The organism is Acinetobacter sp. ANC 4648 (genome assembly GCF_002135345.1).
In the GTDB taxonomy this organism is placed as follows: Bacteria; Pseudomonadota; Gammaproteobacteria; order Pseudomonadales; family Moraxellaceae; genus Acinetobacter.
Genome location: NZ_NEGI01000003.1, coordinates 235,490 through 249,579 on the forward strand (window position 1 = coordinate 235,490; position 14,090 = coordinate 249,579).

13 protein-coding genes are annotated in these 14,090 nt (G+C 38.1%); 9 read left to right on the forward strand and 4 right to left on the reverse strand.

Features of this window, described 5'->3' with window-relative positions; all coding sequences use genetic code 11:
- Positions 1-42 precede the first annotated feature (42 nt).
- Both B9T27_RS07195 and B9T27_RS07200 read left to right on the forward strand, forming a co-directional pair.
- Positions 43-1,077, forward strand: a complete 1,035-nt coding sequence (locus B9T27_RS07195; RefSeq protein WP_086206166.1) for an AraC family transcriptional regulator — start codon at positions 43-45, stop codon at positions 1,075-1,077.
- 229 nt (positions 1,078-1,306) lie between these two features.
- A complete protein-coding gene (locus B9T27_RS07200; RefSeq protein ID WP_086206167.1) occupies positions 1,307-1,654 on the forward strand; it encodes a hypothetical protein in 348 nt (115 codons plus the stop codon).
- A 72-nt stretch (positions 1,655-1,726) separates the two neighbouring features.
- Here the strand turns inward: B9T27_RS07200 and prmC are convergent, their stop codons facing one another.
- Together prmC and prfA are read right to left on the reverse strand one after the other, a co-directional pair.
- Positions 1,727-2,545, reverse strand: a complete 819-nt coding sequence (gene prmC, locus B9T27_RS07205; protein ID WP_086206168.1) for a peptide chain release factor N(5)-glutamine methyltransferase — start codon at positions 2,543-2,545, stop codon at positions 1,727-1,729.
- On the reverse strand, positions 2,545-3,633 hold the full coding sequence (prfA, locus tag B9T27_RS07210) for a peptide chain release factor 1 (protein ID WP_086206169.1): 1,089 nt from the start codon (positions 3,631-3,633) through the stop codon (positions 2,545-2,547). The genes prmC and prfA overlap by 1 nt, the downstream gene beginning before the upstream one ends.
- A gap of 393 nt (positions 3,634-4,026) precedes the next feature.
- Here prfA and B9T27_RS07215 point away from each other — a divergent pair, with 393 nt between their 5' ends.
- From B9T27_RS07215 to B9T27_RS07230, 4 genes are all read left to right on the forward strand, one after another.
- Positions 4,027-4,455 (forward strand): hypothetical protein, encoded by a 429-nt coding sequence (locus B9T27_RS07215; RefSeq protein ID WP_086206170.1) that lies wholly within the window; start codon positions 4,027-4,029, stop codon positions 4,453-4,455.
- 351 nt (positions 4,456-4,806) lie between these two features.
- Positions 4,807-5,325 (forward strand): hypothetical protein, encoded by a 519-nt coding sequence (locus B9T27_RS07220; RefSeq protein ID WP_086206171.1) that lies wholly within the window; start codon positions 4,807-4,809, stop codon positions 5,323-5,325.
- A 150-nt stretch (positions 5,326-5,475) separates the two neighbouring features.
- Positions 5,476-6,480: an LLM class flavin-dependent oxidoreductase gene (locus B9T27_RS07225; protein WP_086206172.1), complete on the forward strand. Its 1,005-nt coding sequence runs from the start codon at positions 5,476-5,478 to the stop codon at positions 6,478-6,480.
- A 609-nt stretch (positions 6,481-7,089) separates the two neighbouring features.
- Positions 7,090-7,644, forward strand: coding sequence for a flavoprotein (locus tag B9T27_RS07230; protein ID WP_086206173.1), 555 nt, complete (start codon positions 7,090-7,092; stop codon positions 7,642-7,644).
- A 50-nt stretch (positions 7,645-7,694) separates the two neighbouring features.
- Here B9T27_RS07230 and B9T27_RS07235 read toward each other — a convergent pair whose 3' ends face one another.
- A complete protein-coding gene (locus B9T27_RS07235; protein ID WP_086206174.1) occupies positions 7,695-8,453 on the reverse strand; it encodes a hypothetical protein in 759 nt (252 codons plus the stop codon).
- Positions 8,454-8,534: 81 nt separating this feature from the next.
- Positions 8,535-9,371, reverse strand: coding sequence for a pyruvate, water dikinase regulatory protein (locus B9T27_RS07240; protein WP_086206175.1), 837 nt, complete (start codon positions 9,369-9,371; stop codon positions 8,535-8,537).
- A gap of 154 nt (positions 9,372-9,525) precedes the next feature.
- On the opposite strand from B9T27_RS07240, the gene ppsA reads away from it, so the two are divergent.
- The 3 genes from ppsA to cyoA all read left to right on the forward strand — a co-directional run bounded on the left by ppsA (position 9,526) and on the right by cyoA (position 14,088).
- Positions 9,526-11,904 carry a phosphoenolpyruvate synthase gene (ppsA, locus tag B9T27_RS07245; protein ID WP_086206176.1) on the forward strand — a complete coding sequence of 793 codons (2,379 nt, stop codon included), beginning with the start codon at positions 9,526-9,528 and terminating at the stop codon, positions 11,902-11,904.
- 74 nt (positions 11,905-11,978) lie between these two features.
- Positions 11,979-12,752 (forward strand): RDD family protein, encoded by a 774-nt coding sequence (locus tag B9T27_RS07250; protein WP_086206177.1) that lies wholly within the window; start codon positions 11,979-11,981, stop codon positions 12,750-12,752.
- 292 nt (positions 12,753-13,044) lie between these two features.
- A complete protein-coding gene (gene cyoA, locus B9T27_RS07255) occupies positions 13,045-14,088 on the forward strand; it encodes a ubiquinol oxidase subunit II (protein WP_086206178.1) in 1,044 nt (347 codons plus the stop codon).
- The last annotated feature ends 2 nt before the right edge of the window (positions 14,089-14,090 follow it).

The following is a 14,090-nucleotide window of genomic DNA, read 5'->3' on the forward strand; positions in this document are numbered from 1 at the left end:
ATCCTATATGATGTATTTGGACAATTCAGCCTCACGAAAATAATGGAATATGCAGTGGATCAGCAACAACTACACTATAGCAAGGATACGATTTCCATTAGCCTTGTGCATGAAGCCTTAATATCTGCACATGATAAAGGTTTAAATACGCAACAGCTTTTACAAAAAGCAGGGATTGCACTTGAGCTAATGTCTTCAACTAAAACTCGTGTATCTGTGAGTGCCTATGCACAATTATGGATTGTACTAGCAGATGCAATGAATGATGAATTCTTCGCTATGGATTCGCATCCCATGCGACGTGGAAGTTATCAACTATTATCTAAAATGGCCAGACATGCGGATACTCTGGGCGATGCCGTAACCCAAATTTTGCAGTTTTTAAATCTAGTTTTAGATGATTTTGAAAGCAAACTCTTAGTAGAAGAAAACTATGCCTATATCATAATTTACGATCGCCAGCCCACCAAGCGTATGTTCAGTTATGCCACTTATTTAATGCTAATTCATGGCTTAATGTGCTGGCTGATTGGGCAGCGTGTCTCACTCAAACGGATTCAACTCAAGTGCAATCCACCACCAGATGATCAAGATTACAAAATTCGCTTTTGTGATGATATCCAATACCATGCCGATGAAAACTACATGCAGTTTGATGCTAATTATTTAAAGTATCCGATTAAGCAAGATCAAAAATCGTGGTATCAATTTATCAAAAATACTCCACATAATTTGTTGATACGTTTTAAAAACCCGAATGCCCTAAGCGCTATTATTCGCAAACAGCTAATGCAAGTCCATCCTTCCGAATGGTTAGAATTACATACCTTGGCAATGCAATTAAACATGTCAGAAGCCACCATTCAACGGCGTTTAAAATCTGAAGGGATGAGCTATCAACAACTTAAAAATGATATCCGTCGTGACACTGCTATCGAGCAACTGACCAAAACTAAAAAATCACTGCATCATATTAGTGATGAACTCAATTTTCATGATCCCAGTGCATTTCATCGGGCATTTAAAAAATGGACTGGAGTCAGTCCAGGCGCATATCGACAGTTACAGGATAAATAGACTGAACAGTCACATAAAGATACGAAATCACATTTTGTTGATTATTAAATAGATCTATATATTTTGGTCACAAAGAAATCATTCCATAGTATTTCAACCAGCTTAATCCATTTGCTTTATTTAGCTAAATAGGTTATTTTTTACTCAATTTAAAAGCATGTTTTATGCTTATTCTAGCTGTACTCCCTCCTGCTATTTCCCTGCTTTACCTTAAATGATAGGTCATGACATGCCAAAGATGATTGATGTATTTGAACAAAATCTTGTACAAAACTTTCTGAACTCTCTCACTACCCAAACTGAACCAAGCGATGAATTAATGACGGGTATTATGAATGCCTCAGATATTAAACTGAAGCATGCAATTTCAGATTTCTTTTCCAAAAATGATGCAATTACGGTTGCTCAAGCACTTGATATCCCAACAAATCAAATTCAAGCGATTCAAATAGGATCATCGCTTAAAAAAGATAATCTAGTAGATACCGCTAAAATTGTTGCACTATGTTTGGCGCTAGAATCAGATGCACTTAAACACGTTGAAGTTGCAGATAGCCTACAAGATTATCCAATGTAACGCTGACAACCATAAAAAACGACTCAATTGAGTTGTTTTTTATGGTTCAAAATGAAGTATATATCAGATCGACTAATTCAACCATTGGCCTAAAGTCACGCGGTCATTGCCGCCATAATCTTTAACAGTACGAACTTGACGGAATCCAGCATCTTTAAAAATTTTCTGTACTGCATCGGCTTGATCATAACCATGTTCGAGTACAATCCAACCTTCTGCCGCCAACCATTTTTTACCTTGCTGAACAATATGTTCAATATCAGATAAGCCCTGTTTTTGCGCCACTAATGCGCGTTCAGGTTCAGAGGCCAAGTTTGGCATATGCTCATCATCCGCATCAATATAAGGTGGATTTGAAACAATCACATCAAAATATTGGCGACTCAATGCTTTAAACCAATTCCCCAAGAAAAATTTCACTTGGGGTAAGTCATGTTTTTCAGCATTAAATACAGCAACTTCTAAGGTCGGCTCATAGATATCAGTTGCAGACACAGCCCAATTCGCCCGCTCACTAGCGAGAGACAAGGCAATAGCGCCTGTACCTGTACCTAAATCGACAACTCGTGCATCTTCAGGTAGTTCTAAATGTAGAACAGTTTCAACTAAAACCTCAGTATCTGGTCGTGGGACTAAAGTATCTTGGGTAACTTTTAAATCCAATGTCCAAAAGGGTTGTGAGCCCGTGACATAAGCCAAAGGTTCACCTGCGGCAATACGTGCCAAACCAGCAACATAAGATTGCTCTTGCTCTGCTGTCAGTTCTTGTGCTTTTTTCATCACCAAATCAAATGAATCAATTTTAGTAATATACTCAAGCAACCATGCATTTTCTTGGCGTTCGTAGCTTTCTGCTTCACCACGTAAGGCTAAAGCCTGTGCAATATTCATTAACCACCATTCTGCTGTGCAAGCATTGCTAATTGATCTGCTTGATATTCACGATGTAAGCTGTCCAACAACTCGGTCAAATCACCTTCCATCACCGCATCTAACTTATACAGCGTTAAGTTAATACGATGATCAGTCATACGACCCTGTGGATAGTTATAAGTTCGGATCCGTTCTGAACGATCTCCTGAGCCAACTAAGTCACGGCGCATTTCAGAGGTTGCGGCATCTGCTGCGGCACGTTTAGCATTTTCTAAGCGTGACACCAATAATGCCATCGCTTTGGCTTTATTCTTATGCTGCGAACGTTCATCCTGACACTCAACCACAGTCCCTGTCGGTAAATGGGTAATACGTACAGCCGAATCAGTTTTATTAATATGCTGACCACCCGCACCCGAAGCACGGTAAGTATCAATACGTAATTCTGAGGAATTGATTTCCACTGAAGTATCAACATCTACTTCAGGTAAAATAGCTACCGTACAAGCTGAAGTATGAACACGTCCTTGAGATTCTGTTGCAGGCACACGTTGTACACGATGCGCGCCACTTTCAAATTTCAAACGACCATAAACACCATCACCATTAATCAGGCAAATAACCTCTTTATAGCCACCATGCTCACCTTCATTTTCAGAAAGTACTTCAATACGCCAACCTTGACTTTCAGCATACTTACTATACATGCGGTATAAATCACCTGAGAAAATCGCAGCTTCATCACCACCTGTTCCAGCACGAATTTCCAAATAGGCAGAGTTTGCATCATTTGGATCTTTCGGAATCATTAAGATATTTAAATCCGCTTCGAGCTGCTCAATGAGGGCTTTACTTTCTTTAATCTCTTCCTGTGCCATTTCCTTAAAATCAGGATCTGACAACATTGCCCCAGCAGTTTCAATATTCTCTTCAGCTTGTTTGTATTTTTTCCAAACATCTGTAATTTCAGTTAAATCATTATGCTCACGTGACAAATTACGAAACCGCTTATTGTCCGATATCACTTCAATATCAGCCAATAATGCAGTTAACTCTTCATGTCGATCACAAAGTTGATCTAATCGTAAACGTAACGATTCTTTCATTTTAAATAAATTCTCAATCTCAGCCTTATCTTTAAAATTTTAGATAAATGTATCTATAAAAATTTAACAAGATAAGCAAACACAATAATTGGGTCTAGTTTACCGATTCTGACTTTTAATTGACATATCTTTATCAAACACTTGTGATTTAACCAATTGAAACACAGCTCCCCCATTTAGCATTCTGACCACAATTAAACTCTGTAATTCACATTGTGTTCTTATTTAAGAGTGATTTGATGGTTTTAACTCCTATTTTAATAGAACATATACATTTAGATACTAAATACGCCAATTATGCAGATTCATCTCCATATTGTTTTGAAATATTTTTGTTACATTTGCCACATCAAATAGAGATAGAGCTGTCCAAATAAGGACATGGAGCAACAGATGAAATTTAATGCCATGTTATTAAGTACTGCCCTTGCAGTAACTTCAATGTTTACCGTAAGTGCACATGCTGACAACTCAACTCGAATTGCAGCAACTTCAGCATTAGGTAGTGTTGCAGGTACAGCGATTGGCAAGCAATTGGGTGGTAATACAGGTGCGATGATTGGTTCTGCTGTCGGTGGTGCAGGTGGTGCTGCTGTATCAGCTGATAGACGCAACCGTACTGGCGCTGCAATTGGTGGTGGTTTAGGTGGTGTTGGTGGTTATGCTGTAGGTAAAAACCTAGGTGGCTCAACGGGTGGTTATATTGGTGCTGCTGCGGGTGCTGCAGGTGGTTCAGTTCTCGGTAAAAAAGTATCTGAAGATCGTCGTTACGACAATCGTAAATACAATAAAAAATACTACAGAAAACATCGTCATCATTAATTTATTCATAATATAAAAGCACCGTTTGGTGCTTTTATCGTTTTATAAGCGCTCAATTTATTACATCAAACTATTAAAAAATTTTAAAGATTATCATTCAACTATTTTTTAAATTTCCATTTTGCTTTTTTAAAAAAATCTCGTCTTGCTACAACATCGATGATGAAGTACAACCTGCTAAAAATTTAAGCAACACATAGAAAAATATGAAGAAATAATTGAGCTAACTTACAATCTATTAACCAATGTATGCTTCTTTACTACATTGCTATTCATAATCAAATCGTAATTTTTAAGTAAATTTAGCAACAAGATAAACCAGTTACAGCAGCTTCGACAGGAAGTTTGAACATGAAATTACAAGCAATAATGACCGCAACCATCATCGCAGCAACAATGATGACAACAGCACACGCAGGCAATGGAACCCGTGTTGCTCTTACTTCTGCTTTAGGTGGCGTAGTTGGTGCTGCTGTTGGTCAAAAAATGGGAGGTTCAACAGGTGCTATGATTGGTTCTGCGCTTGGTGGTGCAGGTGGCGCAGCCGCTTCCAGTAATCGTAATGACCGAACTGGTGCTGCAATTGGTGGTGCTCTTGGCGGTGTCGGCGGCTACACTGTTGGTAAAAATGTAGGTGGGACCACTGGCGGCTATGTCGGTGCAGGTTTAGGCGCAGCTGGTGGCTCAGCTTTAGGTCGTAAAGTCAGTGATGATCGTCGTTCTGATGATCGATATAACGATCGCTATGATGACAGATATCGTTATGGTAACGACTACCGTAACAATCGTTATCGATATAATGACCGAGAATACCGTCATGACAATGGGCGTCATTCAGGTCATTATAAAAAACATCGTTGGAACGACTAAAATTAAATTATACAAAAAGCACCTTCTGGTGCTTTTTTCATATCCAATAATAAGAAAGTCCAACAATATATCGTAATTACCCGATATACAAAATAAGATTTATATCGTATTATTTCGATATAACGTTTAAACCCTTAGGTCAAAAATAACATGCTCAAATTAAAAGATACAAAGTTTTCAATTCTTGAACTTGCTCCAGTTCGAGATGATCAAAGCGTTGAATTTTCACTTAAACATGCTTTGGAACTGGCTCAACATGCCGAAAAATTAGGTTATGAACGTTTATGGCTAGCCGAACATCACAATATGGATGGGATTGCCAGTTCTGCAACCGCAGTTTTACTTGGCTATATTCTAGCAAATACCCAAAAAATTCGTGTTGGTTCAGGTGGTATTATGCTACCCAATCATGCACCCTTGGTCGTTGCAGAACAATTTGGAACTTTAGCCACACTCTATCCTAATCGGGTTGAACTGGGCTTAGGCCGCGCACCTGGTACAGATCAAGTTACTATGCGTGCCTTAAGACGAGGCCGTCAGGAAACTGAAGAGCAATTCCCACAAGATGTAATGGAAATTCTACATTATTTTGCAGATGCCCAACCCAACCAAAGAATTACGGCAACGCCAGGTCAAGGCACTCACGTACCCGTTTGGCTATTAGGCTCAAGCTTATTTAGCGCACAACTTGCAGCAAAATTAGGGCTACCCTACTCATTTGCCTCACATTTTGCCCCACGAATGTTAGGTCAAGCCATACAACTTTATCGTGAAAATTTTGAACCCTCTGAATATTTAGCACAACCTTATGTTTCTATGGGTGTCCCAACTGTAGTGGCTGCCACAGATGCACAGGCAGAATATCTCGCAACCAGTGTTTATCAACGCATTCAAAGCTTACTCACTGGGCAAAGCCTTAAGCTTAAAGCACCGGTTGATAGCATGGAGGGACGTTGGTCAACATCAGAAAAAATTGCAGTACAAAATTTCCTTGCAATGGCACAGATTGGTTCACCTGAAACAGTAAAACAAGGTTTAGAAGGTTTATTAGAAAAATATCAAGTAGATGAATTTATTTTCACTTGTGATATTTATGACACTCAACAACGACTCGAAAACTTTAGTTTATTAATGGATATTAAGCACACAGCTTAATTCCAAGCCTACTCTTTTGTAAAAAGAATGACTCTATTTTATAGAGTCATTCTTTTTTAGGGGATCTAAAGCATAATGTCACTTTGAATATTAAAAAGGAGTTTCCATCCTAAATCAGGTCTACACAATAGATTCTATAAAACCCATCGAACATTTATACCTTACCTCTGCCTTTATTACAGGAAAGACAGTTGTTACAGCATGGTTTTTCTAATTAGCTTTTCAGTACGGTTGCCATACAAAAAAATACACGTGGTCTTAAATATGTAAAAAAATATAGAACATATCCACCATTTCACAAAAACCGATGAGATTTATTAATCAAGAGATTACAACTCAGGATGATCCGTTTTAACTCACCATCCGTCCAAATCAAAAACTTTACTTATCACTCAATGATCTTGATGTTGGATCATAGGCTATCATTAGTCTCAATATTATGTATTTTCAACCCTAGCTTAGGTGGTTGCTGCTCACATATTCCAACAGATACAACGGTAAAATGACTGAACAGATTCTATAAATATCTTTACCTTAGATTCTATCTTGGATATATCAATAAACGTCAGAATTTGCTGTAACACAATAAAATAAAAAAAGGATATGAATATGGTCACCAAGAAAAATAGCCAACAGGATGGGTTTTTTCACAATGCTCCAGAGTTTTTTAAAAAATTTACTGGAAAATTAATATCTGCTGAGGATATTAAACTCACTGATTTTACAGCATTAACAATTGCTATTGTGGGTGCAAGCCAACAAACAGTTATGCATTTGGATGCCATCTCACTAAAGGCAAAATCCATAAAAGTTTTTCAAACCACTCCACATTTTGTTTTACCGCATACAGAAAAAGGCATTCATCGATTAGTTTCACATCCCTTAATTATTAAAAACCGTCGTTTATTTAACAATCGGGTAAAATCATTATTGGCCATCCGCTATTTGGACTCACAAATCCATGATCAATGGTTAAAACGGCAACTCATGCCGAACTCAGCCGCTGAACATAAAGTATTTCTAAAATCCGATAGTTACTATTCAGCTCTGCAACGTGAGCACTGTCATTTAATTACTTGGCCTATTATGAAAATCACTGAAACTGCGATTCAAACTATGGATGAAATTGAACATACAGTTGATGTGATTATTACCACCTATTGATCAATTCTCAAAATAAAAAAAGAGGCTTTAAGCCTCTTTTTATGTGCGCTCTACTTCACTACAGCTATATATTGATAACCATTTTTTGTCTTTTGATAGCGAAGATAATTTTGAGTGAGGTGGCCAGAGGGCTGAATCACTAAAACATCAATGTTTTTTAAATCTTTTGCTGTCCGTATAAAAGTTTTATCCATCTCTGAATAATCATTTGTGTCTGGGAAATAGTGGCAGTCATAACTGATTGTAATCGCGTCTAATGTTTTAGTTTTCGCTATAAAGGCTTTGACTGGTTGATAATGACCATTAATCAACTGTGTAGCCTGAAGCGCATAAGCTCCCTCACAACTACTACCAATATAAGTCTTAGAAATCAAATACAACGGTTGTTGATGCAATTCCGTTTGCTGAATGCGTTTTATATACCCAGCATTTTCTACTGCTTGTGTTTTAATTCGATTGCCCTGTTTATATTGTACATAGGTCGTAAACTCACGCATGGTTCCACCACTAGACACATCAAAGTTATAGAATTTCAATTTTTTATCTGGGCTATATAAAATTTTAAGTAAATTTTTATCTGTGAGTGCTTTAAAGGCATAAGTATAACTTGTAGGATCTTTTTTAAGTTTTTCTATAATAGTATGACTAACATCTTCATTATATTGATCACACTCTGCGCGATCTGCACAAGTTGCTTGATAATAATGATTAATTGTTTTTTGTTCAAAATTTGCCAGACTTTCAGCATAGCCCATTGAACTAATGCAGAATAAGAGCATAAATAATTTTATTTTTAATGGATTATTCATATAATAATGCTACAAAATTTAAAGGATAAAAGAGAGCCAAATAATAATTCAGCTCAAACCATACAAGATTTTATTTGATACTTAACCAATCCGACGTTTTAGACCTGTCATTTGTAAAACGCGGGTTGAAATTTCTTCAATCGACATTTCCGAAACATTCAAATATTTAATCCCCTCAGAAATATAAATTCCCTCAACAGCACGGAGTTCCATCTGACATTGACTAAAACTTGCATAACGACTATTTGCCTTTCGCTCAGTCCGTATTGCCACTAAACGTTCGGCATCAATCATCAAACCAAACAACTTATTTTTATGCTCTTTCAATACCTTAGGTAAACGATTGTCATCTAAATCTTCTTCAGTTAAAGGGTAATTCGCAACACGAATACCGAACTGTAATGACAAATAAATAGAGGTCGGCGTTTTACCTGAGCGCGATACGCCAATTAAAATTAAATCAGCTTTATCATAATGACGAGTACGTGCGCCATCATCATTATCTAATGCAAAATGTACTGCATCAATCCGTGCTTTATAGGACTCAGAATCCGTCACTGCATGTGTCTGTCCGACTAAAGTTGTAGGTGCTGTACCCAACACATCTGATAATTTACTTATAAGCCCTTCAAATACATCAAGATTAATTGCATTTGCAGTATTAATAATATCCCGCGCATAAGGATCCACCAAGGTATCGAAAACCAAAGGTGGTTGCCCATCTTTTTCAGCTCTTTGGTTGATTTCTTCGACCACATTCATTGCGGCTTCTTCTGAGGTAATATAAGGAATAATATGGATATCGAACTTAACATGCGGAAACTGTGCAAGTAATGAATGCCCAAGGGTTTCGGCCGTAATTGCAGTGCCATCCGAAATAAAAAATACGCTACGCTTTATTTGGTTACTTTCTGACATTAAAATTCTCCTCAAACGTTTGTCTTAGCGCTGTATAATCCTTATAGTAAACCCATCTTACATGACTATCACTTAGTTAGATCAAAATGCTAAGTTTTTTGTTATAATTTCATCCCAAGATAGTGATTAATACTGCAAAAGTGGAGTAACAACTTTGGAAGCACGCGTAATCGGTCTGGAAAAACTAGGGAAACACGACGTTGAGATCGTGGGTGGCAAAAACTCTTCGCTTGGAGAAATGATCAGTCATCTAGCAAATGCTGGTGTATCTGTTCCTGGTGGATTTGCAACGACTGCTGCTGCGTATCGTGAATTCCTAGAGCAAAGTGGTTTAAATGCTAAAATCTCTGCTGAATTAAAACAACTGAACGTTGATGATGTAAAAGCACTGGCTGAAACAGGTGCAAAAATCCGTCAATGGATTATCGATACCCCACTTACAGCTGAGTTTGAAAAAGAAGTTCGCGATGCTTTCGCTGAACTGTCTAAAGGCAATCCAGATGTTGCCGTTGCAGTCCGTTCGTCTGCAACCGCTGAAGATTTACCTGATGCTTCATTTGCCGGCCAACAAGAAACCTTCTTGAACATCCGTGGTATTGATAACGTATTAATCGCAATTAAAGAAGTTTTCGCGTCACTCTATAACGATCGTGCAATTGCTTACCGTGTACATCAAAACTTTGACCATGATGTAGTTGCCCTTTCTGCGGGTATTCAACGCATGGTGCGCTCTGAAACAGGCGCTGCGGGTGTTATGTTTACACTCGATACAGAGTCAGGCTTCCGTGATGTAGTCTTTATTACGGCATCTTATGGCTTGGGTGAAATGGTGGTTCAGGGTGCGGTTAACCCTGATGAATTCTACATTTCAAAACCATTACTTCGTGACGGCAAGCACTCTGTTATTCGTCGTAACCTTGGTTCTAAACACCAAAAAATGATTTATGGTGAAGAAGGTTCTACTAGTAAATCTGTTGTTGTGATTGATGTTGAAAAACAAGATCGTCAACAATTTGCTTTAAATGATTTAGAACTGCAAGAACTGGCTAAACAAGCGTTAATTATTGAAGAACATTACGGTTCTCCAATGGATATCGAGTGGGCAAAAGACGGTGATGATGAACAACTTTATATCGTTCAAGCACGCCCTGAAACTGTAAAAAGCCGTGAAAATGTCGGCACCATGGAACGTTACCTGTTAAAGCAAAAAGGGACTGTGGTTTGTGAAGGCCGTTCGATTGGTCAACGTATCGGTTCAGGTCGTGTTCGTATTGTTTCTTCAATTAAAGAAATGGATAAAGTTCAAGACGGTGATGTGCTTGTCTCTGACATGACAGATCCAGATTGGGAACCTGTGATGAAACGTGCTGCTGCGATTATCACCAATCGTGGTGGTCGTACTTGCCATGCTGCAATCATTGCACGTGAACTTGGTGTTCCAGCAATTGTCGGTTGCGGTAATGCCACAGAAGTGTTAGTGGATGGTCAGGAAGTAACAGTTTCATGTGCTGAAGGTGATACTGGCTTTATTTATGAAGGTGCTTTGGATTTTGAAATTCAACGTAACTCAATTGAATCAATGCCTAAACTTCCGTTCAAAATTATGATGAACGTCGGTAATCCTGACCGTGCATTTGACTTTGCTCAAATTCCAAATGAAGGGATTGGCCTTGCACGTTTAGAATTCATCATCAATCGTATGATTGGTGTGCATCCTAAAGCATTGTTAAACATTGATAGTTTACCACGTGAAACGCGTGCTGCTGTTATGGCACGTACTGCGGGCTACTCGTCTCCAATCGAATTCTATGTAGAGAAATTGGTTGAAGGTATTTCTACACTGGCTTCTGCCTTTGCTGACAAACCAGTAATTGTTCGTATGTCTGACTTCAAGTCAAATGAATATGCGAACTTAATTGGCGGTAAATTGTACGAGCCAGAAGAAGAAAATCCAATGCTGGGCTTCCGTGGTGCAAGTCGCTACGTCTCTGATAACTTCCGTGACTGTTTCGAGCTTGAATGCCGTGCCTTGAAAAAAGCACGTGATGAGATGGGCTTAACCAATATTCAAATCATGATTCCTTTCGTACGTACTGTTGCTGAAGCGAAACGTGTTATTGAGCTATTGGCACAAAATGGGCTTAAACGTGGTGAGAACGGACTTAAAGTCATCATGATGTGTGAATTACCAACCAACGCATTGTTGGCTGAACAATTCCTTGAACATTTTGATGGTTTCTCTATCGGCTCTAACGACTTAACTCAGTTAACGCTCGGTCTAGATCGCGATTCTGGTATCGTTTCACACTTGTTTGACGAACGTGATCCGGCAGTGAAAGCTTTGCTTTCTATGGCCATTCATGCTTGTCGTAAAGCAGGTAAATATGTAGGTATCTGTGGTCAAGGTCCTTCTGATCATCCAGATCTAGCACAATGGCTAATGGAACAAGGAATTGAGTCTGTTTCATTAAATCCAGACTCAGTTTTAGAAACTTGGTTCTTCTTAGCAGAAGAAAAGACTAAACAAGTGTAATAAAACGTGCTAAAAAAGACCCATGCATGGGTCTTTTTTTTACCCATCTTTTTTTAGATTGAGATTTTAGTTTTATGCAAATTTACTTGGCGAGAAATAATCAACAGGCTGGTCCATATACCGTTGAGCAATTAAATCAAATGCTTGCAAGCCAACAAGTGTTACTTACCGATTTAGCTTGGCATCAAGGTATGACTGAATGGAAAGCATTAGGTGAAATAACACAAGGTAAACTTGTTTATGAACCTTTGAATGATGTGACCTTAAAAACAGAAAACACACATGCCACATGGCACCATCAAGATGAAATTAAAAAAGTTGACCTTAAGAAAGAAAATAGCAAAGTAATTGCACCGGCATCGGTAGGTAAACGTATTTCAGCAAAAATGATTGATTTGGCTTTATTAATTTTGCCTCAAATCATCGTGACCATGCTATTCATACCCACTGAAGCAATACAACAAAGTACAGATTTTTCAGTTGAAAACCAAATACGTCTTGCAGAAATGCTAAAAGACAGTATGCCAACCTGGGTACCTCTTGCATTATTAGCCTATACGCTTGTGTTACTTTTCATTCAAAATCTACTAATTACAAAATCAGGACAAAGTATCGGTAAAAAGCTGTTCAAACTTCAAATTGTTGACGTAGAAACCAACCAACTTCCTGGACAGTTACGTGGCTTCTTTATTCGTTCATTTTTATTTTTAGTCATATCGCAATTCATCAGTATTTTACCCGTCTTAGCGCTGATCTTTATCGCCGATCTAGTTTTGTTTTTTTACAAAGGAAACAACAGCTTACATGATCGCCTCGCAAAAACCAAAGTCATTGATATTTCAAAATAATAGAGAGGCGATTTTCGCCTCTTTTTTCTTATAAGACATTCAATAATAAAATAATTTTAAACAGCTTGTGATTAATTCTGACCAAAAAAATCAGGTATTTTTACCCCAACATAATGCCTGAGCATCTATAGCTTAGTTTGTTGATATAAGGCATAATGCCCTACAACGTAGCGGTGTCATATGATTGAGAATGCTTTTCATTTATGAAAATAATTTGATTCTCAATCATGCGACACTTTAATCGCTATCCCATATTAATTTAGGGAATGGGACTCTTCACCGAGGTTGTAAAATGAGACAAACGATTTTAGCTGTATTGTCTTTATCAACGCTTGCCGCACTTTTAACAGGGTGTGGTGGTGATATGGTACTTCTGAACTCTAAAGGTCCAGTAGCAGAAGGTCAAAGTGACCTGATGATGAAAGCGATCTATTTAATGCTTTTGGTGGTTATTCCATCAATAATCATGGCATTATGGTTTGGTTGGAAATATCGCGCGTCAAATAAAGATGCAGACTACAAACCTACATGGGCACACTCTACAGCAATTGAGATTGTTGTTTGGGGTATCCCATGTATTATTATTGCTATTCTTGCATATCTAACATGGTGGGGCTCACATAAGTATGACCCTTACCGTCCATTAGAATCAGATAAAGCACCATTAACTATTCAAGTTATTGCTGAACAGTTCAAATGGGTTTTTGTTTATCCTGAACAAGAAATTGCAACAATCAATGAAGTACGTTTTCCTGAGAAAACACCTGTCAACTTCAATATTACTTCTAATTTCACAATGAACTCATTCTTCATTCCGAAATTAGCTGGTCAGATCTATGCTATGGCAGGCATGAAAACTCAACTTCACATGCTAGCAAATGAACCTGGTGTATACCGTGGTTTCTCTTCGAACTATAGTGGTTATGGCTTTACACAAATGCGCTTTAAAGCACACAGTGTGACTGAAGCTGACTTTAATAGTTGGGTTGCTGCAGTGAAAGCAGGTAACGGCACTTCAATCAATCCTGAAGCTGTTCAAAAAACTGTTTTAGACAAAGCAGAGTTTGATTCTCTTAAAGATGGTGATCGTTCTACGCACCAAATTGAAGCGATGCTTAACAATGCTCACACACCAGAAGAAAAAGCCCTTGCAGAAGAAGCTGAACGTAAAGGTCCATTCCCTACTAAGCCTACTCCTGTAACTTATTATTCTTCAGTTGAGCCTCACTTGTTTGAAAGCATTATCAACAAATACATGAGCAACTATCATGGTGCAGACCATCAAGGTGCTGAACATGCAAATGTTGAACATGTTAATGCTTCTCATGGGGAATAAGA

Bases quoted from the DNA above. Each gene is read 5' to 3' on its own strand.
- B9T27_RS07195 (WP_086206166.1), top strand. From the start codon at position 43: ATGGAATATGCAGTGGATCAGCAACAACTACACTATAGCAAGGATACG.
- B9T27_RS07200 (WP_086206167.1), top strand. From the start codon at position 1,307: ATGCCAAAGATGATTGATGTATTTGAACAAAATCTTGTACAAAACTTT.
- prmC (WP_086206168.1), bottom strand. From the start codon at position 2,545: ATGAATATTGCACAGGCTTTAGCCTTACGTGGTGAAGCAGAAAGCTAC.
- prfA (WP_086206169.1), bottom strand. From the start codon at position 3,633: ATGAAAGAATCGTTACGTTTACGATTAGATCAACTTTGTGATCGACAT.
- B9T27_RS07215 (WP_086206170.1), top strand. From the start codon at position 4,027: ATGAAATTTAATGCCATGTTATTAAGTACTGCCCTTGCAGTAACTTCA.
- B9T27_RS07220 (WP_086206171.1), top strand. From the start codon at position 4,807: ATGAAATTACAAGCAATAATGACCGCAACCATCATCGCAGCAACAATG.
- B9T27_RS07225 (WP_086206172.1), top strand. From the start codon at position 5,476: ATGCTCAAATTAAAAGATACAAAGTTTTCAATTCTTGAACTTGCTCCA.
- B9T27_RS07230 (WP_086206173.1), top strand. From the start codon at position 7,090: ATGGTCACCAAGAAAAATAGCCAACAGGATGGGTTTTTTCACAATGCT.
- B9T27_RS07235 (WP_086206174.1), bottom strand. From the start codon at position 8,453: ATGAATAATCCATTAAAAATAAAATTATTTATGCTCTTATTCTGCATT.
- B9T27_RS07240 (WP_086206175.1), bottom strand. From the start codon at position 9,371: ATGTCAGAAAGTAACCAAATAAAGCGTAGCGTATTTTTTATTTCGGAT.
- B9T27_RS07250 (WP_086206177.1), top strand. From the start codon at position 11,979: ATGCAAATTTACTTGGCGAGAAATAATCAACAGGCTGGTCCATATACC.
- cyoA (WP_086206178.1), top strand. From the start codon at position 13,045: ATGAGACAAACGATTTTAGCTGTATTGTCTTTATCAACGCTTGCCGCA.